The organism is Sporichthya brevicatena, from assembly GCF_039525035.1.
Taxonomy (GTDB): Bacteria; Actinomycetota; Actinomycetes; order Sporichthyales; family Sporichthyaceae; genus Sporichthya; species Sporichthya brevicatena.
Map to the genome: position 1 here is coordinate 21,838 of NZ_BAAAHE010000008.1, position 25,613 is coordinate 47,450.

Genomic DNA, 25,613 nt, shown 5'->3' on the forward strand with positions numbered 1-25,613 from the left:
CAAGTGCCGTTCTGAAACGATCGGAGACATGTTCGCTCCGTACTGCCCCACCTGTGAGAGCCGGGTCCTGCTGTCGACCCGGCGCATCGTCCGGTTCACGGCGGACGAGCCCGCCGGCGCCGGCCTGATCGACGTCGTGCTGCGCTGCTACTGCGGCACCGAGGTGGCCGCCGACGCGAACCCGCCGCGGCCGGCCGCGGAGCCCGCGCCGCCGCATCCGACCCCGGTCCGCTCGGTCTCCGATCCCCGGTCCCCGCTCGCGCCGACCGCCGCTGCCGCCTGCTGAAACCGCGCCTCGCTACCCTCCCGTCGGGCAAGATCCGACACGGAGGCCGACGTGGGGAGGTGGCGGATGGCGCGGACACGTGCGCTGGCACCGGTGGTGCTGGTCGCTGTGCTCGCCGGCGGGCTCGCGGCCTGCGGCGGGGACGAGGACGAGGTGGCCGCCCCGACGCCGCTCGCGACCCTGAACGGTGAGAGCCCGGTGGTTGCCATCGGCCAGGCCGGCGTGAAGCCGTTCGTCGAACCCACCTGCCCCACGCCGCGGCGGGTGCGGACCGACACCGACGTCACCAAGGCGGCCGAGGAGATCGCCAAGATCGGCGAGAAGCGGTACCGGAAGGTCTACGCAGGCGTCGTGCCGTGCGTCCCGGCCGGCCGCGTCGTCGTCTACAAGCTTCCCGAGGGTGGTTCCGCGCTGATGCGCGCCGTGCAGGAGATCGGGCGCAAGCGCAACGTCGAGGTGACGTTCGCCGAGGCCCTGTTCTCCTACCGGGACGCCCAGGCCACGCGGAAGGCCGTGCTGAGCGCGTTCGCGCGGCTCGACGAGGCCGGGGCGCCCTTCGCGGTGCTCCGGATCCGGGAGAACGGCACGGTCGAGGTGGCCGTGCGCGACAACGTCGCGGGGGCCGAAGCGGTCCTGACGGACCTGCTCGACCGCATCTACGTCGTGCACATCCCGGAGGACCCGGCGCTCGCCTCGGCGGCGCCGACCGGGTGACTCCGTCGGCCGCGTGAAAGCTTTGTCACGCCCGAAAGGCATGTGATTCAGCGCAAGGGTAGGAAGCTTCCCGAGGAAATACCGGTTGGATCAGACATTCCGGTAACCAGCAGGGAGAGAGGACACCCATGGCCACACCGCACCGTGTGGTGATCATCGGGTCCGGCTTCGGCGGGCTGTTTGCGGCCAAGCACCTGCGCCGGGCGCCGGTCGAGGTCACGGTGATCGCACGCACCGCACACCACCTGTTCCAGCCGCTGCTCTACCAAGTCGCCACGGGTGTGCTCTCCGAGGGCGAGATCGCGCCGGCGACGCGGGAGATCCTGCGTCGGCAGAAGAACGCGCGCGTCCTGCTCGGTGACGTCACCGACATCGACCTCGCGCAGAAGACCGTCACGTCGACCTCGCCGCTGGGCACCACGGTCACCGACTACGACACGCTCATCGTCGCGGCGGGTGCGGGTCAGTCCTACTTCGGCAACGACAAGTTCGCCGACTACGCACCGGGCATGAAGTCGATCGACGACGCGCTCGAGCTGCGTGGCCGCATCTTCGGGGTGTTCGAGCTCGCCGAGCTCACCAAGGACCCGGAGATGGCGAAGAAGCTGCTGACCTTCGTGGTCGTCGGCGCCGGCCCGACCGGTGTCGAGATGGCGGGTCAGATCGCCGAGCTCTCGCGGCGCACGCTGCAGCGCGACTTCCGCAACATCGACCCGAGCCAGGCGCGCATCGTGCTGCTCGACGCGGCACCGGCCGTCCTCGGGTCGTTCGGCGACAAACTCTCGAAGGCTGCGCGCCGTCGCCTGGAGAAGATGGGCGTCGAGGTCGCGATGGACCTCAAGGTCGTCGACGTCGACGCCGAGGGTGTCGTCGTCGAGGGCAAGGACGGCACGCGCCGGCGCATCGACTCGTACTGCAAGGTCTGGGCCGCCGGTGTGGCCGCGTCGCCGCTCGGCAAGCAGCTCGCCGAGCAGTCGGGCGCCGAGCTCGACCGCGCGGGCCGCGTGAAGGTCCAGCCGGATCTCACTCTGCCCGGCCACCCCGAGGTGTTCGTCCTCGGTGACATGGCGACGCTCAACGACTACCCGGGCGTCGCGCAGGTCGCGATGCAGGGCGCCAAGCACGCGGCGAAGATGATCACCGCGCGGCTGGAGGGCAAGCCCGACGGGGCGCCGTTCCACTACCGCGACAAGGGCAGCATGGCGACGGTGTCGCGGTTCCACGCCGTGGCCGCGATCGGTCCGCTGCGCCTGACCGGCTTTCTCGCGTGGTTGATCTGGCTCGTCATCCACCTCGTGTACCTGATCGGCTTCAAGAACCGGGTGACGGCGCTGCTGCACTGGGCGGTCAGCTTCATCGGCCGCGGACGCTCCGAGCGCACGGCGACGCTGCAGCAGGTGATGGGCCGTCGGGCGATGGAGAAGATGCGCGCCGACGACCCGAACCACTGGGCCGGTCTCGGGCCGCTCGAGGGTCTGCCCTCGCCGCAGCCGAGCCGGGAGTCGAGCAGCCGCTCCGCCTGACGTTCTAGAGCGTCACCTCGGCCGCCGGCGTGACGGTGGCCGTGCGGCCGGGGCCGTCCTGGTACTGCCAGTACAGGTTGGTGTGTGCGATGACCTGCTCCGGCGGGGGTGCGCCCCACTGCGTCAGATCCTCGGTGGTGTGGGCGTCGGCCACCAGCGTCACGTCGTACCCGCGCACGAAGGCGCCGTGGAGGGTGGAGCGGATGCACGCGTCGGTCTGCGCCCCGGTGACGATCAGCCGGCCGGCCTTGGCGCCGGCCAGGACGGCTTCAAGGTCGGTGTCCTCGAACGAGTCGCCGTAGCGCTTGCGCACGACGGGCTCGCCGGCGCCCACCTGCAGCTCGGGGACGAGCTCCCACGGCGGCGTGTCCGGCACGAGGTTCTCGTCGGTCTGCTGCACCCACACCACCGGCGTGCCGGCCGCCCGGGCGTTCTCGACCAGGCCGCGGATGCGGCTGATCACCCCGTCCCGGTCGACCGCGTCGGCGACCACCCCGTTCTGGACGTCGATCACGAGCAGCGCGGTGCGTGGACGGTCCGGGAGAGTCGTCATGCCCCCGTTCTACTCCGCCCCGCCGACATTTCGCCCCCGCTGTCAATAAAGGGTGTCACCCCTTACTGCGCAGTAAGGGGTGACACCCTTTCTTGACAGCGGGGGGTCAGGCCGACTGGAGCTTGCGGATGATCGGTTCCCAGACCTCGGGGGCCGACGGGCCGAGGGGGTACGGCGTCAGCCGGGTGAACAGGTCGCCGTAGCGCTCGAGCAGGACGTCGGCGACGCGGTCGGGCTCGGCGACGATGGCGAACTCGTTCAGGACCTCGTCGTCGATCAGGGTGCCCATCGTGTCCCACTCGCCCTGCTTGGACAGCGCGGTGAGTTCGACGCCGAGGTCGCCCCAGCCGTGGAGTTCGAGGACGCCGCGGTACGCGGGCGTCGACGCGTAGAACGCGAGCTGCTTGCGGCAGGCCTTCGCAGTCTGTGCCATCGCCTCCTCCGTCGCGCCGGTGACGACGAAGGGGAAGCCGCTGATCTCGAACCCGTCGAGGGTCCTTCCCGCCGCCTTGCGGCCCTCGGCGAGCCCGGCGACGGTGACCTCACGGAAGTACTGCGGGGTGGTGAAGGCGTGGGCGAGGAAGCCGTCCGCGACCTCGCCGGCGACGCGGGTCATCTGCGGGCCGACACCCGCGAGCAGGATCGGCGGGTTGCCGTAGCGGTTGGGGCCGGGGTCGAACATCGGCGTCATCAGGGTGTGGCTGTAGTAGTCGCCGCGGAAGTCCAGCGGGTCGCCGGTCTCCCAGGTGCGCCAGATGGCGCGGACCGCGGCGATGTACTCCTTCATCCGCTTCGCGGGGTCCGACCACGGCATCGAGAACCGGCGCGTGATGTGCGCGGAGATCTGCGACCCGAGGCCGAGCAGGAAGCGCCCGCGCGTGTAGAGCTGCAGGTCGTTCGCGGCGACGGCGGTCGTCATCGGGGAGCGGGCGAACGCGACGAGGATCGACGTCCCGATCTGAATCCGTTCGGTGGTCCGGCCGGAGGCCGCGGCCATCAACAGCGGGTCGTGGTTGGTCTCGGGCAGCCAGGCGGCGTCGTACCCCGACGCCTCGGCCGCCTCGACACCGTCGACGTCCGCGTCGAAGGTGATGCCCAGTCCGGTGTCGACCTTCACGTGCGAGCTCCGATCCGCCGAGGAAACGCTCGCGAGGCTAACTGTCCGATGTCGGCGACGGTTTCTCAGGCCTGCATCAGCTCGAGCAGCTTCGTCGTCGTCTTCCAGCTGCGGATCGTCATCAGCTTGTACTCCGGCGTGCCGATGATCTGACCCATCCTGCTCTTCGTCCGCTCGGCGGACAGGCGCTGGAAGTAGAGCACGCCGTTCGCAGCCCAGGCCTCGTCGACGCCCTCGCGTCCGCGGACGACCGTCATCGCCTGCGCCGGGGTCAGCGGGGAGCGCAGGAAGATCGCGTCGCTGTGGAAGAGGTCCGGCCGGGTGCCGAAACCCGGCGGTGCCTTCTCGACGACCGTGCGCAGCTGACGCAGCGAGCGGACGACGACCACGAGCGGGACGCCGAACCGCTCCTGCAGGCTCGCCTCGATCTCCTGCTCCAGCACCGGACCGGTTCGGGGGGACCGGAACAGCACGTTCCCGGACTGGATGTAGGTGCTGACCTCGGCGTGCCCGGCGGCCTCGAAGACCTCCCGCAGTGCCGCCATCGGGACCGGGTTCTTGCCGCCGACGTTGATGCCGCGCAGCAGCGCGAGGTAGCGGGTCGAGGCCATGGTCCGACGCTATCGCGCAGGTCAGCCCCATTACTCAACCCGTTGGTTGACAACCTGGAGCGGCGGCTCTACGGTTATTCAACCAACTGGTTGAGGAGGCGAGCGGCATGACGGACGAGCTCTCCCGGCTCTTCGCGGCGCTGGCCGACCCGACCCGGCGGGACATCGTGGCGCGCCTCGCGATCGGGGACGCCACGGTGAGCGACCTGGCGGCGCCGTACGACGTGAGCCTGCAGGCGATCTCCAAGCACCTGAAGGTGCTGGAGGACGCCGGCCTGGTCAGCCGGCGCCGGGAGGCGCAGCGCCGGCCGGTCCACCTCGAGGCCGAGGTCCTCGGCCGCGCGACCGAGTGGATCGACCGCTACGCCCGCATCGCGGAGGAGCGTTACTCCCGGCTCGACGCGGTGCTCGCCGAACTCGCGACCGATGAGTCCGGCACTGCAGAACAGTCCTGACCGACGAACCCCACGATCAGAGGAGATCGATCATGAACACCGCGACCGGGGCCCGCATCGAGGCCGACCCGACCGTTCCCGCGATCCACATCTACCGCGAGTTCTCCGCCACGCCGGCGCAGCTGATGCGCGCGCACACCGACCCGGACCTGTTCCTGCGCTGGGTGGGCCCGTACGACACGTCGATGCAGATCGACTACTGGGACGCCCGCACCGGCGGCAGTTGGCGCTACACCGGCAGCCACGGAGGTTTCGACTACGCGTTCCGCGGGTGCTTCCACGAGGTCGGCGAGAACAAGATCGTCCAGACCTTCACCTACGAGGGTGAGCCCGACGGCGTCTGCCTCGAGACGTTGACGCTGACCGACCTCGGCAACGGGCGGACCGAGCTGCACGTGGTCTCGCTCTGCGACAGCTTCGAGGCCCGCGAGGGGTGGTTGAACTCCGGCATGGAGACCGGCGTCAACGACGGCTACGCCAAGCTCGACGCCCTGCTCGCGGACGGCGCTCTCTGACATGTCGTCAGATTCCTTGGACAACGCCGCCGCGCGGCACCGCCGGTACGCCGGCGCGTTCACCGACCGGGTGCAGGGCACTCGCGACTGGGACGCGCCGGCCCCGGTGGAGGGCTGGACCGCGCGCGACGTCGTCCGCCACCTCGTCGAGTGGTTCCCGGGTTTCCTGGCGACCGGGGCGAGCATCGAGCTGCCCGCGGGCCCGCCGGTCGACGACGACCCCGTCACCGCGTGGACGACGCAGACCGTGGCGGTGCAGGCCCTGCTCGACGACCCGGCGACCGCCGGCCGCGTTCTCACCAACCCGCACCTGGGCGAGGTGCCGCTGGACGAGGCGATCGACCGCTTCTACACCGCCGACGTCGTCATGCACACCTGGGACCTTGCCCGCGCGACCGGCCAGGACGACCGCCTGGACCCCGCGTTCTGCGCGCAGCTGCTCGCCGGCATGGAGGCGATGGAGGACGTGCTGCGCGCCTCCGGGCAGTTCGGGCCCGCGGTGCCCGTCCCCGCCGACGCCGACGTCCAGGCCCGGCTGATCGGGTTCATCGGCCGCGACCCCGGGTGGACCTCGCCCCGCGCCTGACCGGCGCGAGAGGCTGGGGCCGTGCTCCTCACCCTCGACCTGCTCGGCATCTTCGTCTTCGCCCTCGCCGGCGGGCTGGTGGCCGTGCGCAAGGAGCTCGACGTCGTCGGCGTGCTCGTGCTGGCGACCGTGACCGCCCTCGGCGGTGGTCTGACGCGCGACGTGCTCATCGGCGCGGTCCCGCCGCCGGGTCTGGCCGACTGGCGCTACCTGATGACGCCGCTCGCGGCCGGACTGTTCGTGTTCTTCTTCCACCCGGCGCTGCACCGGCTGGAGCGGCCGATCAACTACGCCGACGCCGGCGGGCTCGGCCTGTTCTGCGTCGCCGGGGCGCTGAAGGCCTCCGACTACGGGCTCAACCCGCTCCCGGCCGCGATGCTCGGCCTCGTGACCGCCGTGGGCGGCGGGGTGATGCGGGACGTGCTGGTGCGGGAGGTCCCGGGGATCCTGCGGCGCGGGGAGCTCTACGCGACGCCGGCGCTCGCGGGGGCGATCGTCGCGGTCGTCGGCACCGAGGCCGGACTCGACCATGCGGCGATCGGCCCGCCGGCGGCGGTCGTCGCGATCGTCTGGCGGATGCTCGCGATCCACCGGGGCTGGATGGCCCCGATGCCGGGCCCGCGGGACAAGTCGAGCTGACGGGTCTTCAGGTTGGTCAGGTCAGCCGACCAGACCCTTGCGCAGCTTCGACCACAGCAGGTTGGTGCGGCCCCAGACCGGGTCGAGGACGTCGACGAGCCAGCAGGTGGTCAGCACCTCGAGCATGGTGTCGTTCAGGGCGCCGCCGAACTCGCGGGCGATGGCCTCGGGCTCGCCGGAGGACATGCCGCCCCAGGTGAAGTTCTTGCCCTTCACGGTCGTCACCGGGACCGGGCACAGGTGGTACATCCCCGGCGGGCGCGGCAGCGCGATCAACTCGGTGCCGAACAGCGCGGCGTCGATGCGCCGAAACGTGTCCTCGGTGCAGTAGCCGCGGACGAATGCGCGCTGGGCGTTGCCGTCCCGCGTCATGCTCTGACCCGGCTGGGAGTTCGTGGTGACGTACCCGGCGCAGTTGAGGTCGACAAGGACGTCGATGAGGCCCTTGGTCTCCGGCAGTGGCGGCTCGGTCGGGTCGTTGTGGCCGGGGAAGTACTGCACCTCGCCGCGCAGCCAGCGCGCGGTGACCGCGCCGAGGTCGGCGAGGGTGCGGCAGGCCGACCAGGGGGCCAGGTCCTTCTCCGGCGTGCTCATGGCAGGGAAGGGTAGGCGGTCCCCCGGTCGGCGCTGCCGCGCGGCGGCGCGCGTCGCTCAGGCCGCGGCGGCGGCGGTGGCGACCGCGGCCTCGACAGCCGCGCGCAGCGAGACCGGCTCGCGGCCGATCAGCGCCGCGAGGTCGGAGCCGGGGACGTGGAGTTCGCCGGCGGCGATGCCCCGGTCGGCGTCCGCGACGACGGCGGCCATCGGCTCCGGCAGGCCGAGTCCGATCAGCAGGTCGCGGTAGGCCTCCTCGGTCAGGTTCGTGTAGCGGACCTCCCGGCCGGTGACGGCGGAGATCGTCGCCGCGAGGTCGGTCAGGGTGTACGCCGAGCCGCCGAGCTCGTAGACCGCGCCGTCGTGGCCGGTGCCGGTGAGGACCGCGGCCGCGGCCTCGGCATAGTCGGCGCGCGCGGCGCCGCTGATGAGCCCGTCGCCGGCGGCACCGGCCACCCCGTTCGCGAGGTACGTGGGCAGGTGGGCGAGGTAGTTCTCGTGGTACCAGCCGTTGCGCAGCAGCGCGTAGGTCAGCCCGGACTGCGCGAGCGCCTCCTCGGTGGCGCGGTGCTCCGCGGCGAGCAGCAGCGAGGTCGTGTCGGCGCGGGTGATGCTCGTGTAGGCGACGAACGGGACGTCGGCGGCCTTCGCCGCGTCGATCACGTTGCCGTGCTGGACGACGCGGCGGCCCACCTCGCTGCCGGAGATCAACAGCAGGCGGTCGACGCCGGTGAGCGCGGCGCGGAGGGCGTCGGGGTCGTCGTAGCTCGCCCCGCGGATCTCGACGCCGAGGGCGGCGAGGTCGGCGAGGGCCTCCGGTCGGCGCGCGATCGCGACGAGCTCGGAGGCGGGCACCCGGCGCAGCAGCGCGTCGAGGGTCTCACGGCCGAGGCCGCCGGTGGCGGCGGTGACGGCGAGGGTCATGGCGGTTCTCCTTCACGAGAGGGGTGGTGTCTCGCTGGGGTGGAACCGGAATGCGCCGGGGTCACTTCCCGTTGGAGAGTAGGCACCTGAAAGTGCGTAACCCACCCGGAGGCGACCGTGACTCTCGCGCCCGACCCGTACGCCGCCCTGTGCCCGAGCCGGCAGGTGCTCGACCGCGTCGGCGACCGGTGGACGATCCTGATCATGCGCTCGCTCGCCGGTGGCCCCCGCCGCTTCACCGAGCTCGCCCGCGAGATCGAGGGCATCAGTCAGAAGATGCTCACCCAGACCCTCCGCGGCCTGGAACGCGACGGCCTGATCACCCGCACGGTGACCCCGACCGTCCCGGTCCGCGTCGACTACGAGCTCACCGACCTCGGCCGCTCCCTCGGCGAACCGATCGCCGCCCTCGAACGCTGGGCCGTCGACCACATGGGTGAGGTCCTCGACGCCCGCGACCGCTACGACGGCCGGGAAACAGAAATCCCAGGCCGCCAACCGCGCTGACCTGGGGTGTTGCCCGCGCTCCTGAGGGCGGGCCGGAGGCGAAGTCACCAAGACTGTTGGAAAGTCTTACTTTCCAACCAGCGCCGATGCACACTGCTGACATGAGTGACTTGCTGGGGAAGGCCACGCTCCGCGCCAAGGGCCAGATCACGCTGTCCGCCCGGATTCGTGAAGCGCTGCACGCGCGCGAGGGGGACGACGTCGAATTCCGCGAGGAGGACGGCGTCGTCTACGTACGCGCCGTCCGCACCATCGCCGCCGACCAGGCCTGGTTCTGGTCCCCGGAGTGGCAGGCGGGCGAGGTTGAGGCGTCGCAGGAGATCGCCCGCGGCGAGACGGAGAAGTTCGACAGTACGGACGAGTTCCTGAAGAGCCTCGGTCAGTGAATGTCGCCCACGAGCGAACAACGCGCTTTCTGCGGGACTGGAACAAGCTGGCCATTCCGGAGCAGGAGCGCTTCGCGGTAGCCGTCCGCAGGTTCGCCGAGGACCTCATGCACGGCCGGCCGCCACGCCCGGGGCTGCGCGTCAAGCCGGTTCAGGCGGCGCCGGGGATTTTCGAGATCACCTTCGCCCCGGATGGGCGGGCGACCTGGGAGTACGGGCAGCCCCAGCACCAGGGCGAAACGCGCATCATCTGGCGGCGCATCGGGGGCCACGGGATCTTCGCGAATCCCTGACCAGTCGATCCGGACGGCAGAAGAGCCCGCCTCCGGTCCAACCGGAAGCGGGTCTTTGCGTCGCCGGCGAGGCCGCGCGGCTCTGGAACCGAGCCCAAGCGTCGTGCTGGTGGAGCTGGCGCGCCCGAAGGGACTCGAACCCCTAACCTTCTGATCCGTAGTCAGATGCTCTATCCGTTGAGCTACGGGCGCAGGCCCCCGAAAGCGGGCCGTCGGGAAGTGTAGCGGCCGGGCCGCGGTGGGTCGAAACGAGATCCCGGCCCGGGGTTCCGCCCGGCCGGAGTGTTCGCCACGATGTACCGGTTGACCTGGGCAGATGGTGATCGGCGAAGGCGGGCGGGATGGCGTTGCGGGCGACAGATGTGGTGGCGATCGCAGTCGGGGCGGCGAGCGGCTGGGCGGTTGAGGAGCTCGCCCGCACGCGGTTCCCGAACGTGCGGGCGCAGCTCGGGGCGGCCGGCCTGGTCACCGCGGCCGCGGTCTACCCCGCGGCCCGGCGCGGCCGCCGGGTGAGCCTGGCCGCCGCCCGGGAGATCGGCTCGGTCGCCGCGGCGACGGGCGTGGCGATGAAGGCCCGCGAGCGCGGAGGCACCCCCGCCCGGGCCCTGATCGCCGCCGGCTGGGCCGCCCATGCCCTCTTCGACGCCCGCCACGACTCCGGCCCCGGCGGCGGGCTGCCCCGCTGGTACCCGGCCCTGTGCGCCGGCTACGACCTCGCCTTCGCGGCCGCGCTGCTCCGGCCGGGAGCAGCGCGGGCCTGACGCGGGCCTGACGTCGCGGCGCTACTTCGAGCCGTAGTAGATGCCGAGTCCGATTCCGACGACGATCAGGGCGGCGATCACCGCGAGGGTGATCTTGACCCAGCTGTAGGGCCGCTCGCCGTGGACCTCGCCGGTGACGCCGTTGACGAAGACCTGGTACGGCTTTGCGTGGAACATCACGACGAGCAGGAAGATCGGCAGCAGCAGGTGCCGGTAGGTCTGCCGGCTCCAGGTCGTGTCGGTGCGGTGGATGCGCTGGTGGTCACCGCCGATGTCTCGACGGATCGCGTACGCGATGTCGTTGTTCATCCGCTGCACGGCCTCGCTGTGGCAGAGCTCGAGCTCCTTCTCGTAGAAGCGCGACATCGACCCCGCGAGGTACTCGGGGCGGAACGCTACGGCGGCCTGCGTCGGCCACGGCTCGAGGGCCCGCAGGCGCTCGGGGTCGAGGGAGTTCTCGGCGCCGATCGCGACGTCGTCGAACGGGACGTCGACCGCGCCGCGGACGTGCCGCCAGCGGATGCGGGTCTCGGTCCGGCGGTTCTGCCCGGTCCCGACGGTGACGGTGTAGGTGTCGCCGCGCTCGCCCTCGTACTCGGTGTAGGTCTGCGCGTCGAAGGTGAAGAACGGCAGGTAGACGCCGGTGAACGAGCCGGTCTTCGAGTATTTCTTGAAGTCGTTCGGGGCGAACCAGCGCCCGTTGATCCAGTCCTTGACCTTCTCCTCGGCGGCCTTGGTGTCGATCCCGAACGGGACGACGCCGTCCACCGGCAGCCGGTTCGGCGCCTCGTGGATGTCACTGCGCTGAACCGGCGAGGCGCAGAACGGGCACCGGGTTGCGGTCAGAGACCCGACGAAGCCGATGTGCCCGTTGCAGTTCGGGCAGACCAGCTCCTTCTGGGGGCCGGAGGTGACAGCCTGCGCCGACGGGGGCTTGCGCTGGTCCTCGAGGGTGGCGAGCAGGTCCCGCTCGGCCGGCTTCTCCTCCGAGGCCTCGATCGGTCGTTCGCCGCCGCAGCTCGGGCACTTCATCCCCCGGGTCGGCGGGTGGAAGACCAGCTGACCGCCGCAGTTCACGCACGCGAAGTGGACGGTGGTCAGGTCCGGCGTCGTCCCGTCCCCCAGTCGCGGGGGCGTCGGCATCGGGGGTGGGGTCGGGATTGGCGGCGGACCGGGGATCGGCGGCGGGCCGGGGACCGGTGGGGGCACAGGAGTCGGCCCCGCCCCCGGGATTGGGGGCGGGCCGTCGGACGTGCTCACTGGCCGGACGGCGCCGGCGGAGCGGGCGGGGCCGGCGGGGCCGGCGGGGCCGGGGGAGCGGGCGGCGCCGGGGGCGGAGGCGGCGGCGGGGGCGTCGCGAACAGCGGCGCGAGCTGTGCCACCGAGGCCGCCGCGGCCCAGCCGGCCATGCCGGCGGACCAGACCAGCGTCTGCGCGTTGATCTGCCCCGCCTGAGCGGCCTGCTGCAGCTGCTGCAGGTTGTACGGGCCGGTGGCCTGGCCGTTCATCTCGACGTGGAACATCGGCGAGACCAGCGGCGGCGGGGTGGCACCGAGGGCCTGGTTGGCAGCGATGGTCTGCCCGAGCTGACCGCCGAGGCCGAGCCCGATGCCGGCACCGACCATCGCGCCGGCGGCGCCGCCGGGGTTCTCCGCGGCGGCGAGCGTCGCATCCGCCGCGCGGACCTGCTGGAGTCGACCGACGTCACCGACGTTCTGCACGTAGCCGCGGGTCTCGACACCGCGGGCGACACCGGCGGTGAGAGCCGCGGTGACCTCCTCCGGCAGTGAGACGTTCATGGCGATCGACTCGATCGCGAGGCCGTACTCGTCGTCGACGCGCTCGGCGACCAGGGCACGGAGCTGGTCGGCGATCTCCGCGTTCTTGCCCTGGAGCTCCAGGGCGCCGTAGCCGGAGCCGGTGAGCAGGTCGGCGAACGCGGTCGCGATCAGGCGGCGGAGCAGCTCGGTCAGCTCCTCGAGCTCGACGGCCGAGTCGGTACCGATGACCTCGCGGAGGAAGATCTCCGGGTCCGCGATGCGGACGACGCACAGGCCGTTCGCCCGGATCGGGATCATCGAGAAGTCGGGGTCGCGGATCGTGATCGGCTGCGGGGTCCCCCAGCGCAGGTCCGTCACGGGCCGGGTGTTGATGAAGTAGACCTCGCTGCGGAACGGGCTCTGGAAGCCGTGCTTCCAGCCCTGCAGCGTCGCGAGGATCGGCAGCGCTTCGGTGGTCAGCTTGTAGTGGCCGGGCTCGAACTTGTCGGCGAGCTGGCCGCGGTAGACGAACACCGCCTTCTGGCCCTCGCGGACGATCAGCTCCGCGCCGTTCTTGATCTCGTTGTTGTAGCGGGGGAACCGCCAGGCCAAGGTCGTTCGTGAATCATCGATCCATTCGATGATGTCAACGAGTTCGCCCTTGAGCTTGTCGATCAGTCCCATCTGCAGTCCCCTCGTCGAGAGCGTCGGAGGCCGGAGCCCGAGGCTGACGCTAGCGCGCGTCGCTGAGCGCCGTCAGTGGCATACGAGCACCGGGGCGTCGTGTCCGGGAGCAGGGTCGCCGGCCGTTGGTGTGCCTTCGCCCGCGTTCACTCGGACGCGATCGGCACCTGGACGACGAGCGGCTCCCCGTTCCCGAGGTGGAGGATGCCCCGGCCGGGCTGGATCGGGTTGCCGACCGACGTCCGCGGCAGGCGGATCCCGATGAGGTCGGCGTCGGTGATGTTCTGCGGCGAGAGCAGAAGGCCGCGACGGGCCTTCCGGGCCTCGACCTGCCAGCCGGAGAATCCGGCGCAGACCGAGTCGGCGTCCCCGGCCAGCACCAGACCGACGTCCTCGCCGAGTTGCCGCCGAACGATCGCGCTGAGTTCGGCGGCTGCGGCGCAGTCACGCAGCAGTTCGGCGTCGTCGACGAGGAGAACCACCGGTCCGCCGTCGAGCAGCAGTTTCCTGAGCGCGTCGGGGTCCAGGTCCGAACCGGTGAGGACGGCAACGGGCTGCCCGGGGCCCGGGAACGGGTCGCGCAGCGGGGACGTCCGTGGGGCCACGAGCACGACCCGGGTTCCGATGCGGAGGTAGGACGCGGCGAGGGTCCGCAGCGCGGTGCTGCGGCCGGACCGAGGAGGCCCGGCGACGACGAAGGCGGGCGTGCCGTCGGCGAGGTCGGGACCGTAGGCGGCCAGTCGGTCCCCTCCCACGGCGAGGAGGCCGGCCAACGGGGTCGGTTCCGCCGTGCGCCACGTCCACGCCTGCTCGAAGGTGATGCGGGACGGCAGCACGTCGACTCCGAACGGCTGGGCCGACGGAGGCAGTTCGCCGTCCCGCGCGCGCGCCGCGGCGCCGATGCGTTCGATCGCGGCCGCCTGCGCAGCGCCGGACGGATCGAGGTCCAGCAGCGCGACCTGCGTCTGGTGCCCCCCCTGGGCTCGGTAGGCACGGCCAGCCGGAAGGCCGTCCGCGACCTGCCGACCGGGGATCCCGATCAGGGAGTAGTCCGACTTGTCCGCCAGGCGGAGAACGAGTTTGCTCTCCGTGAGCGCTCCGATGCGCCCGCCCAACAGGGCCTGGTCTCCGGACACGATCAGGTGGATGCCGACGCTCGCGCCCTCCCGTCCCAGCTGCATCACGGCGTCGGTGAGGAAACCGGCGTCCTGCTCGCCCAGCGAGGCCAGGAACCCCTCCCAGCGGTCGATCAGCAGGATCAGATGAGGCAGTCGCTCATCCGGACCGGCGGTCGCTCTCTGCTCGGAGATGTCGGTGACGTGCCGCTCGCCCAGGTGGGTCATGCGCGAACGCATCTCGTTCGTGAGCCGATCGATGAGGCGCCGGGCGCGCTCGGTCTCGCCACTGCGGACCACGGCGCCGCAGTGCGGCAGCGCCCGGAGCGCGAGGAGAGCGCCGTTGCCGCAGTCGAGGCCGAACAGATGCACGTCACGGCTCGAGTTCTCCCGAGCGAGAGACGCCGCGATGGTCCGCAGAGTCTGGGACCGTCCGGTGCGCGGGGCTCCGGCGACGAAGAGGTGGCCGAAATCGGCCAGATCGACCGACCACACCTCCCGCCGTTGTTCTGACGGTACGTCAGTAACTGCGAAGGGGGCCGGGCGCAGGGTCCCGGCGCGATCGGTGGTGGTGTCGGGACGATGGAGGTCTTCGAGCAGGACACTGGCGCTCAAGGGGGGCAGCCACGGGCTGGGCTGGGGTGCGATCCCCAACGCGTCGTTGGCTTGCCGGATGGCGTCGACAAGCACCGAGAGGTCGGTCGTGGGGGCGAGGTCGGGGACGCGCGGTCCCTCGGGCCGGTTCGGCCGCGGCAGCCCGAGCGAGTCCTGACCGAGGATCGCGACGAACGGTTCGGCGGAGGACGTCGCCACGGCGCTGGGGCGTCGGCCGCCGATGCGCCCGGCCTGGAACGGGAGCAGCGAGTTGTGGCCGAGGCGTGCGTAGGCGCGTCCCGGCATGGACTTCAGGATCCGGGCCGCGTCCGGAGCGTCGATGATGTCCGTGCTCTCGGTCGTGTCGGTGACGCGCAGGGCGATCCGGAGGTTGGTGTTCGCGCGGATCTCGGGAGAGACCACCCCCGACGGTCGTTGGGTCGCGAGGATGAGGTGGATGCCCAGGGAACGGCCGCGTTGGGCAACGTTCACCAGACCGCTGACGAACTCGGGCAGCTCCCGGGCCAGTGAGGCGAACTCGTCGATGACGATGAGGAGACGGGGCAGTGGGCCCAGGGACGGGTCGCGTTGCCGCGCGGCCTCGTACTCCGGCAGCCCGGGGACTCCCGCGGCGGCGAAGAGATGCTCGCGGCGGCGCAACTCCGCGCCGAGTGACTCCAGCGCACGGCCGACGAGGTGCGTGTCGAGGTCGGTCACCATGCCGACCGTGTGGGGGAGCTTCGCGCAGTCGGCGAACGCGCTGCCCCCCTTGTAGTCGACGAGGATGAAGGTCATGGCGTCGGGCCGGTTGGCGACCGCCAACGACGCGACCAGACTCTGCAGCAGTTCCGACTTTCCCGACCCGGTCGTGCCGGCGATGAGCCCGTGCGGCCCGTCGGCGACGAGGTCGATGCTGAACGCGCAGTCGAGAGAGGCGCCGATGGTGGCGCGACTCGACCGCCCGCTCACCCGCCAGCCGGCGACGATGCGGTCGGCGGTCGGCGGTTCGAGGCCGAGGACGTCCAGGAGGCGGCAGCTCGGAGGCAGAGCGTCGTCGTCGTCGCGAGTGACGTCCCGGATGGGCGCCATGCCGCGAGCAACGGCCTCGCTCCAGCTCACCGTCACCAGGTCCGGGCGAACCCCAGCGATGTCGTCGGCGCCGTCCTGACGCAGCGTCAGGGATCCTTGTCCGTCGAAGACGGCCACGGCGCGGCACTCCTCGGGCAACAGCCGGGGTTCGGTGTCCAGGCAGATCGATCGGATGCCGACGGCCGGCCCGTCCGCCAGGATCTGCGCCACTCCGGGGAGCGCGCGCAGCCGCCGGGAGCCGTCGAGCACGACGAGGATGTCGGGAGCGTCGAGCGTTGCCCCCGAGCCGGCCGCGCGCACGGCGGACTGCCGGGCCGTCAGTTGCGCCAGCAGTTCCGAGATACGGCGGGCCGTCGTGTCGGCGTTGGTCCCGAGCAGCGCGACGGTCTGCTGGCCGTCCCGTGGGCGTGCGTGCGGCAACCAGCCCGCCCACGACCACGATTCCGCGCCGCCGGGTTCGGTGAGGACGCAGACTCCGACGTCGGCGGGACTGTGCAGCGTCGCGGCCTGGGCGACGAGCCAACGGCCGAGCGCGCGGGTCTGTTCCGTGCGCCCCGCGATCCCGATGACACCGTGCTCGGCGAGTGACGTCGTGACAGGAACCTCGTGGAGCTCCAGCGGCACGCGGCGGTGGTGCTCCTCGCGGTCCGGGTCGTTCAGGACGACCTCGCTCGGCAGCGTGCCGGTGCCCAGGCGCAACAGCAGTCGGTCCTCGTCGCGTCGCCGGCGCTCCCAGAGTCGCTGCCGGGGGCCGGTGGCGATGAGACCGATCACCGCCGGGTCGGGGCAGTGGTGGCGGCGCTGCGCCTGCTCGGCCGCCAGTGCTGCCTCGGCGTCGGCGACGATCGACGCCCGCCGCCTCGTGTACTCGGCCAGGGTCGAACGGAAGGTCCGCCTGCCGTGCCGGCGGTCGGAGAGGTGGTTGGCCAGCAAGGAGATGGGGCTGAGGAAGGCGAACGCGAGAAAGAGGAGGTTGCCGAAGAGCTTGGCCATGACCAGGGCGGCGACGAGCGGGACGATCGCCATCACCCACGGCATCGGCCGGGGGTCGTTGGGCCGGGGACACGGGGGGAGGGTGAACTGAGTCGACCGCTCGGCCGGCGCCAGCCGCGGGGGGCGGCTGTAGTCGAGGCCGGATCCGTCCTCGGACGGATGCAGCGAGGCGTCCGGGAAGTCGGGCGTCGCGATGTCCAGGAGGTAGGGCCCGAGGCTCAGCAGGTGCCCGCTCGGCCAGGGGACGGTTGCCGAGACGGACTCGGATTCCAGGGTGGCGGGCGTGTCCGCCGACGGGGCGACGGCGCAGTGCCCGTCGGCCTGGACGTTCAGCGTCGCCGCTGCTGCCGGCAGCTCGCCGAGGTGGATCCGGTCGGATGCGGAGGCCCCGACGGTGGCCACCCCCGGACCGAGGCGCCACCGCTGTCCGGCACCCGGGCCGCTCACCACGCGGACCTCGACGACGCCCTGGGGTTCCCGCGGGCGCCGGCCCGGCTCCCTCAGGTCGATGCGCACACCGTCGCGCAGGGGGGACAGCTGCACCGGCGTCGCGGGGTCCAGTTCGGCGCCGTCGAGGTACAGGCGCCACCGCTCCGCGCGGCCGGCCACGCCGACCCGGGCCCCGAGGTGTTCGGCCAGGTCCCCGAGGGGGGAACCCGGGTCGACGTCGACGAGCACGTCGGTGTCCGGTGCGCCTGGCGCGCTCACGGTCAACCGAAAATCCACTGCTGGTCCATCCCCGCGAGGTTGTGGACGACGACCGTCCCGGTGACGGTCGTGCGTGCAAGAATCCCGCCCGGAGTGGACCGGGACAAACCGGGTGGGGTCAAATCGACCCCAGGTCCGGGGCGTGCGCGGGGCGGAGGTGGGTCATGGCCGATCTGCAGGTCGACTACGTCTCGTTGGACCGCGTGCACACCGCTCTGAGCCGCATTGCCGCCGAGTTCGAGCAGATGGAGCGGCACCGGGACGAGGTCGGGGAGATCTGGGGCTCGGTTCACATCCGCAAGGCCATGAGCGGGTTCGCCGGCAACTGGGACCGGCACCGCCGGGGGCTGCTCGAATCCGTGCGCTCGGTCGGGGAGATGTGCGCCGCCACCGCGACCACCTTTCGTGACGTGGAGCGCGGCCTGGCGGGCAGCCTGACCGTCGGTCCGCAGGACGGCCCGCCGTGACGTTCCCACCCCGGCCTCGTCCGCGGGACTGGGCCCCGCTCGCTGCGACGGATCCGCTGCCGGGCGATCCCGTCGCCGTCGCGCAGGAGGCCAAACGGTTGCGGGACCTGGGTGCCGAGATGCGCGCTCAGATCGCGACCCTCCGGCGGATCGGCGAGGACGACACGCTGGCCGGGGAGTTCGCCGAGAAGCTCCGCAGTTCGGCGGCCGACCTCGCCGGCCGACTGGAGAAGGCGGTCGGCCGGTACGAACACGTCAGCGGTCATCTCGAGAAGTGGGCGCCCGAGCTGACCGGGTATCAGGCCGAAACCTTGGCGGCGTTGGACAAGGCCAAGGCCGCCGAGGAGATCCGTGGTGCTGCCGTCACGACGGGGCCGGACGTCCCGGCGGTGCAGTGCGCGGTCGACGACGCCGAGTGCATGCTGCGCCAAGCACGTGATCAGTTGGCCACGGTCGTGGAGACCGCCCAGCGGCGCGGCCGCGAGATCGCCGACCTCATCGACGACGCCACCGACGACGACGTCAAGGACGGCCGCTGGGACAGGTTCAAGGACCTCGTCGCGCGCAACGCCGGCTGGCTCAAAGGAGTGAGTGACGCGCTGAGTCTGGTGGCGACCGCGGTCGCCGTCTCAGCGATCGTGGTCGCGGTGTTGGCCGGATCCGCGGTGCCGGGCGTCAACGTCGTCATCTGGCTGACCGCGGGAGCGGCTCTGGGGCACGGTCTGCTGGCGGTCGAGGGGTCGGGGTCGTGGACGAGCTTCGGGCTCGATGCGTTCGCCCTGGCGACGTTCGGGCTCGGGCGATGGGCTGCCGGCGGAGTTCGACTGGCTGACGCGAACACGCGATTGGCGGCCGCCGCGGCCGCCCGGACCGGCGCGAGACGGGCCGTTCTTGAGGCCACTCAGATTCGTCGCCTTCGTGCGGCCCGGGTCCTCGCGGACCCACGATCGAGCGCCGCGGGTCGGCGAGGAGCACAAGCGGTCATCGACACTGCCCACCGCTCCGCTGCGCGCGCAGGCGCACGAGCGGCGGCGGCGGTGCGTGCCGAGCCGCTGCCCCAGGTCCGCGGCATGGCCGCGCTGGCTGGGGGGAACGTCGACGTCGCGCGAGCGTCGCAGCGTGTACTCGCGTTCCGCTCGCAGTTCGCCACGCATGCCGGCGTACAGGCCGCGTCCAGTCAGGTCGAGGCTCTGCGGAGGGTCGGAACGATCTCGTTCAGCGCCGGCACCGTCGTCGATCTGAGTGACAAGGGGTCGACTGTGACCAGGAACTTCTTCGCACGTGAGACAGGGTCGGGCTGGTGAGACGGATCCTGCAGTGGAGAGTGGAGGTGTCGGAGCGGATCGATCCGGTGGCGGTCAGCCGCGGGCCGTCTCGCGACGACGTACTCGTGCGGGAGACGACGGTGCTCGCGATGGGCGCAGTGCTCCTCATCTCGGTGAACGTGCCGCTGCTCGTCGCAGTCGTGGATCTGGTCGTCGACGTCCGACCGCCGGGTGAGCTCTTCGGTCTTCCTGGTCCGGCGGCCCTGGTGGCCCTCGTTCGATGTCGGACGCCGGTCCGTCGAGACTGGACGCTGAGCCGGCTGATCGCCATCGGTGCCGGCGTTGCGTTGTTCTTCAGCGCGACTGTCCTGCCGGTCGCCGGTGATGCCGTGAGCCGTGGCTACTGGGCCGCGTGCCTGGTCAGTTCCTTGCTGACGATCGGACTGTTCTTCCGTTGGCGGACTCGGTGACGGGGACGGAGGAGGTCCGGTTGTACGCGAACGTGGCGTACGACCCCAGGATCTGGCTGGAGATCCCGACGTACTTCGGGCCGGAGACGTGGGCGAGCCCTCAGGAATGGGCGGCTGAAGTCGCACCGGAGTTCTGGGACGGACGGGTGCCGGATCGACAGGGCATCCCGCGGCTCGAGGCGATCTTCACTCACTACGCGCGCGAATGCGGTGGCACCGATCCCGATCTGCCGTTCGAGGTTGTCGCCTACCTCCATGTCCCTGACCCCAGCCAGTTCCCCATGCTCGTCCAGGTCTGGATCGACACCACACCGGGTCTGACGGTCGAGCAAGCAGTCCAGGCGAAGGACCCGACGACGGTCGAGCCGCCGCTGGTGACCCCGTTCAGCAGCGAGCATCTCGGCGCCGGACTGCGCGCGCTTCTCTACTGCACGTTCGTTCCGGACCCCGGCATCGAGTCCGACGGCCTCACCGCCTCCGTGCGCTACGCCTTCAGCATCCCCGAGCAGGAGGCGGTCCTCACGGTCGTCACCGTCGAGCCGGACCTCGGCCGGCTCATGCAGTCGATGGACGATCTCGACGAGTTCGTCCGACAGGTGCGCTGGGGCTTCGAGCCCGAGTGCCTCGCTCGCGTCCCCTGACCTGGCTGATGACGGGAGTGTCGCGGTGAATCGGCCGATCCCGCCGGGGCTTACGGGGCGTCAGATCGCCGGATACTCACTCGTGCTGCCTCCGGGGTGGGCGCGTCTGCCCTTGCGCTCGGGAACCGACGACGCGATCCAGAGAGTCCTCGACGAATCGTTCCGTGGGCACGCTCGGGACGAGGCGGCCCCGGCTCGCCGGGAACTCCAGCAACGCCTGCGGGAGATGGCGGACGCGGCGCGGGAACGCAGCGGCCTGGACCTGTACCTCCCCACGGGACCGGTGCACGGGGTTGTTGTCGCGGCCTCCTTCATCGTCAGTCAGGTGGCCTTCGACACCGTGTCGGACACGCCTGACCCAGAGCACGTGGTGTCGCTGTTGGTGGCGGACGCGCGCGCGTCCGCGGCGGTGACCGTCGACGGCGCGGCCGGTGCCCGGTCCGTGACGATCGAGCCGCCGCAGGCCGAAGCGCTCGACTTCGGCGCGCGCCGCGTGGACTATGTGCTTCCGGTCCCCGGCGACGCGAGCCAGTGGATCGTGGTCACCTTCTCCACCGTGGGGCAGGGTGATCCGGCCGATGAGCTTGCTGATCTGCTGGTCGAACTGTTCGATGCGATCATGAGCACGTTCCGTTGGACCACGTCGTCGAGCTGACGCGCAGCCGCATCCGGAAAGAGGCGAGCCCATGCCGAACGTGAATGTCACCTACGAGGAGATGCGGTCCGCCGCGAGCCGGTTGAACGCGGGACGCGAGGAGATCACGCAGAAGCTCAACGAGCTTCAGAAGCTGGTGAACTCACTCGTCAACGGCGGCTACGTCACGGACACCTCGAGCAAGCAGTTCGAGGCGTCGTTCCACGAGTTCTCCACCGGGGCCGCGAAGACGATCAGCGGGCTCGAGGACATGGGCCGCTACCTCACCACGGCGGCGGACACGTTCCAGCGTGCGGATCAGGACCTGTCCTCGGCCCTGAACCGGCAGTAGACCCACCCGGGCTCGATCACGTCGAGCGAGAGGGGGTCCTGGTCGGTCTCGGGGTGGCTCCCGTGGTGCGCGTCTGGTCCAGGTACTTCACCCAGGCGTCGTCGGCGAAGACGCGCTCCTGATCGGACAACGGCTGGACACACACGATCCGGGGGTCGGGAATTTTCCGGCCGTCCGTGAGCACCGGCACGATGCTCACGCAGCGGTCCAGCGGGACGTCCGGGCCGAAGAAGAAGGCGATGCTTCGCGGGTCCGAGCTCGGCGTGGGGCCCGTGAACTCGTCGTCCCCGATGCGGCGGTCCGATCCGTTCGGCCTGACGGAGTAGAGCCGAATCTCCTTCAGACCCGCGGAGATCCGCGCCATGTGCAGGAGAACGCCGATCCGGTTCCGGTACTCGAAGACGGAGATCCGGTAGGGGACGAAGCCCTGGTCGACGAGCGCTCCGCTCGCTTCGGCGGTGGTCCCCCGGGGCTTGGGGCGGCGCGGCTTCCTCGGCTCCGGCGTCGCGATGGGTTTCGCGGTCGCGGTGGGGGTGGCGACCGGCGAGGTGCTCGGCGTCAGGGTCGGCGTGGCGACCGGAGCGACCTGGGTGGCGGACCCGGCGAGTTGTGCGCGGTCCTCGTTGCCCGTGCCGTGGGTCGCGACGACTCCAGCGGCTCCCGCGAAGAACAGGACCGCGGCGGCCGCGGCCACCAGCAGGCCCCGCCGTTGCGCCGGGTCCGCGGTGGGCGGCTCCGTGAGCCCCCGGACGCGAGGGGTCGGCACGGGACCGGGGGGAGGCGTCGCGGTGAGGGCGGGCACGGCAGGGACTCGGTCCGGCGGGATGAGCGAACGGAGAACCTGGTCGACCTCGTTCAGTCCCGGGCGGTCCGCCGGATCAGGGGCGACCATGCGCGTGAGCAGAGCGGTCAGGATCGCCGGGGTGCTCGCCGGCAGGGCCGCGACGTCGGGGTCGGAGGCGCCGGCGGGCGGCGCCCCGGCGAGCGCGGTGTGCAGGACGACGCCGAGACCGAAGACGTCGGCGGCGGGGCCCGGTGCCTCCCAGCCCTGAAGCTCACGCGGCGCGGGCGTGTCGGGAGCCGGACCGAGCCCGAGCGCCGCCGCGACACCGGCGTCCGCGAGGCACCACCGGCCGGCGTCGTCCAGCAGCACGGTGGCCGGGCGAACGTCGAGATGGAGGACGCCGTGGCTGTGCAGGTGGGCCAGCGCTGCCGCGACCCGGAGCGTGCCGGCCAGGGCATCGGCCTGCGGAACCGGGGCCGCCAGCACACCCCCGGCGCAGTACTGCTGCTCCAGGCACAGCCCGGCCTCGGGATCGATCCAGGCCCGGTGGAGGCGAACCGCGCACGGATGGTCGGCCGCCGCGGCCAGGGCCGTGAGCTCGGCTATGACATTCGGGTGATCCGGAGGCGGTGCCAGCAGCCGCAGCACGACCTCGCGCCCGGCACCGTCCCGGCACAGCAGGGCCCGGCCGGCCCGTCCCGACCCGAGCGGGCGCACCAACGAGTAACCGGTGGGGAGCGGAGTCTCCGCTGCGGCCGGATCGTCCATCACGCCCGTTCCATCTTCGTCGAGCTCAGCGCGCTCACAGTAAGGGAGTTGCGGACGTTCGCGGGCGGCGAGCCGGCATCCGCCGGCCCGCCGCCCGACGGCGGAGGCTCCGGGATTTGAACCCGGGATGGGCTTGAGACCCAAACCGCATTAGCAGTGCGGCGCCATAGACCGGACTAGGCGAAGCCTCCCGACCGTTCCCCTGAGGAGAACGTCGCAAGGCTACCGGTCGCCAGAAGTAACCGGCAAAGGTCTGGCCTGTCCGCGCGGGCTGGCGTCATTGATCAAGGTCGGCGTGGAAGGATGAGGATCTTCCCCGAGGTCGTGTCCAGGGCCCCGGTGGATGTCCCGTGGGGACACGCGCGGACGCGGAGGTGGCATTTCGTGGCAGGCCGGCCGAGTCGGAACACCGCTCTGCTCGCAACGATTCTGGACCACCTTCCCGATGCGCTGCTCCTGATCGATCCGGCGGGCGCGGTGGTCAACGCGAACGCCCGGGCGCTGGAGGTCTTCAAGGCGCCGGGGGCGACGCGTCCGCTGATCGGGCGCCTCGTGGTGGACGTCCTCCCCAACTTCGGCCCCGCCGCGGAGCGCGCCGGGAAGAGCCGGCACGCCGCGCCGGCCGGAGCCCGCGACACGCAGCGGATGACCGCCCGCGCCCTGGACGGCACCACCTTCCCGGTGGACGTCTTCCGCGCCCTGGTTCCGTGGGCCGGCTCGCCCGACCACCTGCTCCTGGTTCTCCACGAGGCGACGAGCGCGCCGCTGGAGTCCGAGCTCGTCCGCACCAGCCAGCAGGCCCAGGCGATCCTCCGCGCGACCGAGGAGGCGATCTGCGGCGTCGACCTCAAGGGCAAGGTCGTCCTCGCCAACCCCGCCGCCGGGCGGCTGCTCGCCACCCGCCTCGGCGACGTCGCCGGCAAGGAGCTCCCCACCCTCGCCTGGCACACCAAGCTCGACGGGACGCCGTACCCGGCCGAGGAGACCCCCATCGGCCAGGTGCTCAGCACCGGCAAGCGGATCTCCCGCCGGCGCGAAGTCTTCTGGCGCTCGGACGGTGGACCCGTCCCCGTCGAGGTCTCCGCGGTCCCGATCAAGGACGGCGAGACGACCGTCGGCGCCGTCGCGGCGATCACCGACGTCACCCGCTCCGTCGAGGAGGAGCGCCGCCGCAACCGGCTGCTCGCGATCCTCGACGACGAGATCCTCACGGCCCTGACCACCCTCGCCGAGTCCGACCTCACCGACCCCAAGGCGGTCGCGGGCGAACTCGAGCGAATCCGGCAGATCGCCGCGGACGCCGTGGACTACGAGAACCTGATGGCGAATCAGGTCACCGTGGCCACCAAGGCCGGCGACGTCGCCCGAGTGCTCGAGACTGCCGTCGCGTCGGTGTCCGCCCTCGCCGCCGAGCGCCAGGTCACCGTCAACCTCGCCACCGAGGCCGCGGCCGTCGCCAGCGACCCGCACCGCCTCAGCCTCGCCCTCGGCGAGCTGCTCCGCGCCGCCGTCGAGTCCAGCGCGCCGGGTGCCTCCGTCGCGCTCACCGTCGCCACGGTGGGGGAGAAGGTCCGCATCGGCGTCCGCGAGAGCAAGGTCGCCGACGCCTCCCAGGAGAACCCGCTGCTGCGCTGGCTCCGCCCGCACCGCGGCCGGCAGACCGGCCCCGACCCCGACCTCGCGTTCGTCCAGGTCGTCGTCGAACGCCACGGCGGCCGCTTCCTGCTCGAGCCGTCCACGACCGGCGCGCGCGGCTACGTCGTCGAGCTGCCCTCGGTCACGGTCCCGGCCTCCCCGGCCTCCCCGGCCCCCGCCGAGGAACCCCCGGTCGAGGTCTCCGCGGTCGAGGTCTCCGCGGTCGAGGTCCCCGTCGTCGAGGCCCTCGCGCTGGAGACGCCCGCGGACATCCCCGCCCCCAGCGCGGAGATCCTCCAGCTCCGGACCCAGGCCAACGGCCCCGCCCGCGAGGCCGGACCGGTCGGCTCCGTCATTCCGATGCCGACGCGCTCGCTGCGCTCGGTCAGCGCGGCCGCGGAGACCCCGGCCGACGCCGAGCCCGAGCCCCCGGCCGCCCCGCTCTCCGAGGACCCGGCCGTGCTCGTCTGGCCGGACGCCGCCTCCGGTCTCTCCGGTGCCCTGTCCGAGCGCGGCGCCCCCGCCGCCGGCGTCTCCCGCGTCGCGCAGGTCGGCGAGCTGAACAACCCGGGCGCGAGCGTGCTCCTGGTCGACCCGCTCGCGGGCCCGGTCAGCCGCAAGACCCTCGGTGAGCTCCGTGCCGCCGCGGGCCGCGCCTCGTTGCCGCTCGTCGTCGTCGCCGGTCTGACCGAGGCCGCGCTCGAGGACTCCGGCGTCGTGCTCGAACCGCCGTCCCTGCTCAGCGCCCTGCGCGCCCCGGGCCGCTCCGGCGCCGCGCGCGTCCTCGTCGTCGAGCAGGACCCGGCCCTCGCCACCGCCCTCGGCGCGGGCCTGCTGAAGAAGGGCATGCAGGCCGTCTACGCGAAGAACTCCGACGAGGCCGCCATGCGCGCCGCCGTCGGCCCGCCGGAGATGGTGCTGCTCGGTCTCGACACCGAGGCCGAGGGCAACCCGGGCATCCTCGACTGGCTCGTCGGCACGAACCTGCTCGTCGGCACCCCGGTGCTCGTCTACACCCTCGACGGGATGCCCCCGGGTTACGTCTCCCGCCTCGAGCGCGGGGCCTCCCTCGTCGGGATCGGCGCCCGCGGCGAGACCGACCGGACCGACGGTCGTCTCGCGGACCTGCTCGTCCACATCGGGAGCCTCGCGCCCCGTCGCTGACGGCAACGTCCGACGAAGTGGCCGCT

General features: G+C 71.8%; 27 protein-coding genes and 2 tRNA genes. 18 read left to right on the top strand and 11 right to left on the bottom strand.

The genetic code is table 11. The annotated features are described in order from the left end of the window. Window positions 1-28 precede the first annotated feature (28 nt). From ABD401_RS05265 to ABD401_RS05275, 3 genes are all read left to right on the top strand, one after another. Window positions 29-286, top strand: a complete 258-nt coding sequence (locus ABD401_RS05265; protein WP_344602366.1) for a hypothetical protein — start codon at window positions 29-31, stop codon at window positions 284-286. 66 nt (window positions 287-352) lie between these two features. Then, the gene (locus ABD401_RS05270) at window positions 353-1,000 is read left to right on the top strand and encodes a hypothetical protein (RefSeq protein ID WP_344602368.1); all 648 of its coding nucleotides are present in this window, start codon (window positions 353-355) and stop codon (window positions 998-1,000) included. Window positions 1,001-1,128: 128 nt separating this feature from the next. After that, the gene (locus tag ABD401_RS05275) at window positions 1,129-2,523 is read left to right on the top strand and encodes an NAD(P)/FAD-dependent oxidoreductase (RefSeq protein ID WP_344602370.1); all 1,395 of its coding nucleotides are present in this window, start codon (window positions 1,129-1,131) and stop codon (window positions 2,521-2,523) included. Window positions 2,524-2,527: 4 nt separating this feature from the next. Here the strand turns inward: ABD401_RS05275 and ABD401_RS05280 are convergent, their stop codons facing one another. The 3 genes from ABD401_RS05280 to ABD401_RS05290 all read right to left on the bottom strand — a co-directional run bounded on the left by ABD401_RS05280 (window position 2,528) and on the right by ABD401_RS05290 (window position 4,804). Beyond that, window positions 2,528-3,076 (bottom strand): isochorismatase family protein, encoded by a 549-nt coding sequence (locus ABD401_RS05280; protein ID WP_344602372.1) that lies wholly within the window; start codon window positions 3,074-3,076, stop codon window positions 2,528-2,530. 106 nt (window positions 3,077-3,182) lie between these two features. Then, on the bottom strand, window positions 3,183-4,193 hold the full coding sequence (locus ABD401_RS05285; protein ID WP_344602374.1) for a TIGR03617 family F420-dependent LLM class oxidoreductase: 1,011 nt from the start codon (window positions 4,191-4,193) through the stop codon (window positions 3,183-3,185). 65 nt (window positions 4,194-4,258) lie between these two features. After that, window positions 4,259-4,804 (bottom strand): DUF1697 domain-containing protein, encoded by a 546-nt coding sequence (locus tag ABD401_RS05290; protein WP_344602376.1) that lies wholly within the window; start codon window positions 4,802-4,804, stop codon window positions 4,259-4,261. Between the two features lie 107 nt (window positions 4,805-4,911). On the opposite strand from ABD401_RS05290, the gene ABD401_RS05295 reads away from it, so the two are divergent. From ABD401_RS05295 to ABD401_RS05310, 4 genes are read left to right on the top strand one after another with little or no spacing between them, the layout of a single operon-like run. Beyond that, window positions 4,912-5,259: an ArsR/SmtB family transcription factor gene (locus ABD401_RS05295; protein ID WP_344602378.1), complete on the top strand. Its 348-nt coding sequence runs from the start codon at window positions 4,912-4,914 to the stop codon at window positions 5,257-5,259. A 32-nt stretch (window positions 5,260-5,291) separates the two neighbouring features. Continuing rightward, window positions 5,292-5,774, top strand: coding sequence for an SRPBCC family protein (locus tag ABD401_RS05300; protein WP_344602380.1), 483 nt, complete (start codon window positions 5,292-5,294; stop codon window positions 5,772-5,774). A gap of 1 nt (window position 5,775) precedes the next feature. Continuing rightward, a complete protein-coding gene (locus tag ABD401_RS05305; RefSeq protein WP_344602382.1) occupies window positions 5,776-6,360 on the top strand; it encodes a TIGR03086 family metal-binding protein in 585 nt (194 codons plus the stop codon). Window positions 6,361-6,381: 21 nt separating this feature from the next. Continuing rightward, window positions 6,382-6,999, top strand: coding sequence for a trimeric intracellular cation channel family protein (locus ABD401_RS05310; protein ID WP_344602384.1), 618 nt, complete (start codon window positions 6,382-6,384; stop codon window positions 6,997-6,999). Between the two features lie 21 nt (window positions 7,000-7,020). Here ABD401_RS05310 and ABD401_RS05315 read toward each other — a convergent pair whose 3' ends face one another. Next, a complete protein-coding gene (locus ABD401_RS05315) occupies window positions 7,021-7,593 on the bottom strand; it encodes a DUF6919 domain-containing protein (protein WP_344602386.1) in 573 nt (190 codons plus the stop codon). Window positions 7,594-7,650: 57 nt separating this feature from the next. Next, window positions 7,651-8,517: an SDR family oxidoreductase gene (locus ABD401_RS05320; RefSeq protein ID WP_344602388.1), complete on the bottom strand. Its 867-nt coding sequence runs from the start codon at window positions 8,515-8,517 to the stop codon at window positions 7,651-7,653. A gap of 117 nt (window positions 8,518-8,634) precedes the next feature. On the opposite strand from ABD401_RS05320, the gene ABD401_RS05325 reads away from it, so the two are divergent. From ABD401_RS05325 to ABD401_RS05335, 3 genes are all read left to right on the top strand, one after another. After that, window positions 8,635-9,024: a winged helix-turn-helix transcriptional regulator gene (locus ABD401_RS05325; protein WP_344602390.1), complete on the top strand. Its 390-nt coding sequence runs from the start codon at window positions 8,635-8,637 to the stop codon at window positions 9,022-9,024. Window positions 9,025-9,125: 101 nt separating this feature from the next. Continuing rightward, complete coding sequence (locus ABD401_RS05330) at window positions 9,126-9,410, top strand: AbrB/MazE/SpoVT family DNA-binding domain-containing protein (RefSeq protein WP_344602392.1); 285 nt, start codon at window positions 9,126-9,128, stop codon at window positions 9,408-9,410. Beyond that, on the top strand, window positions 9,407-9,703 hold the full coding sequence (locus ABD401_RS05335; protein WP_344602393.1) for a hypothetical protein: 297 nt from the start codon (window positions 9,407-9,409) through the stop codon (window positions 9,701-9,703). Before ABD401_RS05330 ends, ABD401_RS05335 begins: the two co-directional genes overlap by 4 nt. Window positions 9,704-9,819: 116 nt before the next feature. Here ABD401_RS05335 and ABD401_RS05340 read toward each other — a convergent pair. Further along, window positions 9,820-9,895 (bottom strand) — tRNA-Arg (locus ABD401_RS05340). A gap of 149 nt (window positions 9,896-10,044) precedes the next feature. Between ABD401_RS05340 and ABD401_RS05345 the strand changes: the two genes are divergently transcribed. Further along, window positions 10,045-10,464 (top strand): hypothetical protein, encoded by a 420-nt coding sequence (locus tag ABD401_RS05345; RefSeq protein WP_344602395.1) that lies wholly within the window; start codon window positions 10,045-10,047, stop codon window positions 10,462-10,464. A 21-nt stretch (window positions 10,465-10,485) separates the two neighbouring features. Here ABD401_RS05345 and ABD401_RS05350 read toward each other — a convergent pair whose 3' ends face one another. From ABD401_RS05350 to ABD401_RS05360, 3 genes are all read right to left on the bottom strand, one after another. Beyond that, window positions 10,486-11,607, bottom strand: coding sequence for a hypothetical protein (locus ABD401_RS05350; RefSeq protein ID WP_344602397.1), 1,122 nt, complete (start codon window positions 11,605-11,607; stop codon window positions 10,486-10,488). A 113-nt stretch (window positions 11,608-11,720) separates the two neighbouring features. Further along, entirely contained in the window at window positions 11,721-12,908 is a 1,188-nt protein-coding gene (locus ABD401_RS05355) for an SPFH domain-containing protein (protein WP_344602399.1), read from the bottom strand. A 146-nt stretch (window positions 12,909-13,054) separates the two neighbouring features. Continuing rightward, the gene (locus ABD401_RS05360) at window positions 13,055-17,407 is read right to left on the bottom strand and encodes an FtsK/SpoIIIE domain-containing protein (protein ID WP_344602401.1); all 4,353 of its coding nucleotides are present in this window, start codon (window positions 17,405-17,407) and stop codon (window positions 13,055-13,057) included. 164 nt (window positions 17,408-17,571) lie between these two features. Here ABD401_RS05360 and ABD401_RS05365 point away from each other — a divergent pair, with 164 nt between their 5' ends. The 6 genes from ABD401_RS05365 to ABD401_RS05390 are packed head-to-tail and all read left to right on the top strand — an operon-like array spanning window position 17,572 to window position 21,236. Further along, complete coding sequence (locus ABD401_RS05365) at window positions 17,572-17,874, top strand: hypothetical protein (RefSeq protein WP_344602403.1); 303 nt, start codon at window positions 17,572-17,574, stop codon at window positions 17,872-17,874. Continuing rightward, window positions 17,871-19,178, top strand: a complete 1,308-nt coding sequence (locus ABD401_RS05370) for a hypothetical protein (RefSeq protein ID WP_344602405.1) — start codon at window positions 17,871-17,873, stop codon at window positions 19,176-19,178. Before ABD401_RS05365 ends, ABD401_RS05370 begins: the two co-directional genes overlap by 4 nt. Beyond that, window positions 19,175-19,609, top strand: coding sequence for a hypothetical protein (locus tag ABD401_RS05375; RefSeq protein ID WP_344602407.1), 435 nt, complete (start codon window positions 19,175-19,177; stop codon window positions 19,607-19,609). The genes ABD401_RS05370 and ABD401_RS05375 overlap by 4 nt, the downstream gene beginning before the upstream one ends. Beyond that, window positions 19,594-20,250: a hypothetical protein gene (locus ABD401_RS05380; protein ID WP_344602409.1), complete on the top strand. Its 657-nt coding sequence runs from the start codon at window positions 19,594-19,596 to the stop codon at window positions 20,248-20,250. Before ABD401_RS05375 ends, ABD401_RS05380 begins: the two co-directional genes overlap by 16 nt. A gap of 25 nt (window positions 20,251-20,275) precedes the next feature. Then, the gene (locus ABD401_RS05385; protein WP_344602411.1) at window positions 20,276-20,905 is read left to right on the top strand and encodes a hypothetical protein; all 630 of its coding nucleotides are present in this window, start codon (window positions 20,276-20,278) and stop codon (window positions 20,903-20,905) included. A 31-nt stretch (window positions 20,906-20,936) separates the two neighbouring features. Continuing rightward, complete coding sequence (locus tag ABD401_RS05390) at window positions 20,937-21,236, top strand: WXG100 family type VII secretion target (protein WP_344602413.1); 300 nt, start codon at window positions 20,937-20,939, stop codon at window positions 21,234-21,236. Between the two features lie 16 nt (window positions 21,237-21,252). Here ABD401_RS05390 and ABD401_RS05395 read toward each other — a convergent pair whose 3' ends face one another. Continuing rightward, the gene (locus tag ABD401_RS05395) at window positions 21,253-22,788 is read right to left on the bottom strand and encodes a protein kinase domain-containing protein (protein ID WP_344602415.1); all 1,536 of its coding nucleotides are present in this window, start codon (window positions 22,786-22,788) and stop codon (window positions 21,253-21,255) included. 101 nt (window positions 22,789-22,889) lie between these two features. Continuing rightward, a tRNA-Ser gene (locus tag ABD401_RS05400) sits at window positions 22,890-22,979 on the bottom strand. A 193-nt stretch (window positions 22,980-23,172) separates the two neighbouring features. On the opposite strand from ABD401_RS05400, the gene ABD401_RS05405 reads away from it, so the two are divergent. Continuing rightward, the gene (locus tag ABD401_RS05405; RefSeq protein ID WP_344602417.1) at window positions 23,173-25,587 is read left to right on the top strand and encodes a PAS domain-containing protein; all 2,415 of its coding nucleotides are present in this window, start codon (window positions 23,173-23,175) and stop codon (window positions 25,585-25,587) included. Window positions 25,588-25,613: the final 26 nt, after the last annotated feature.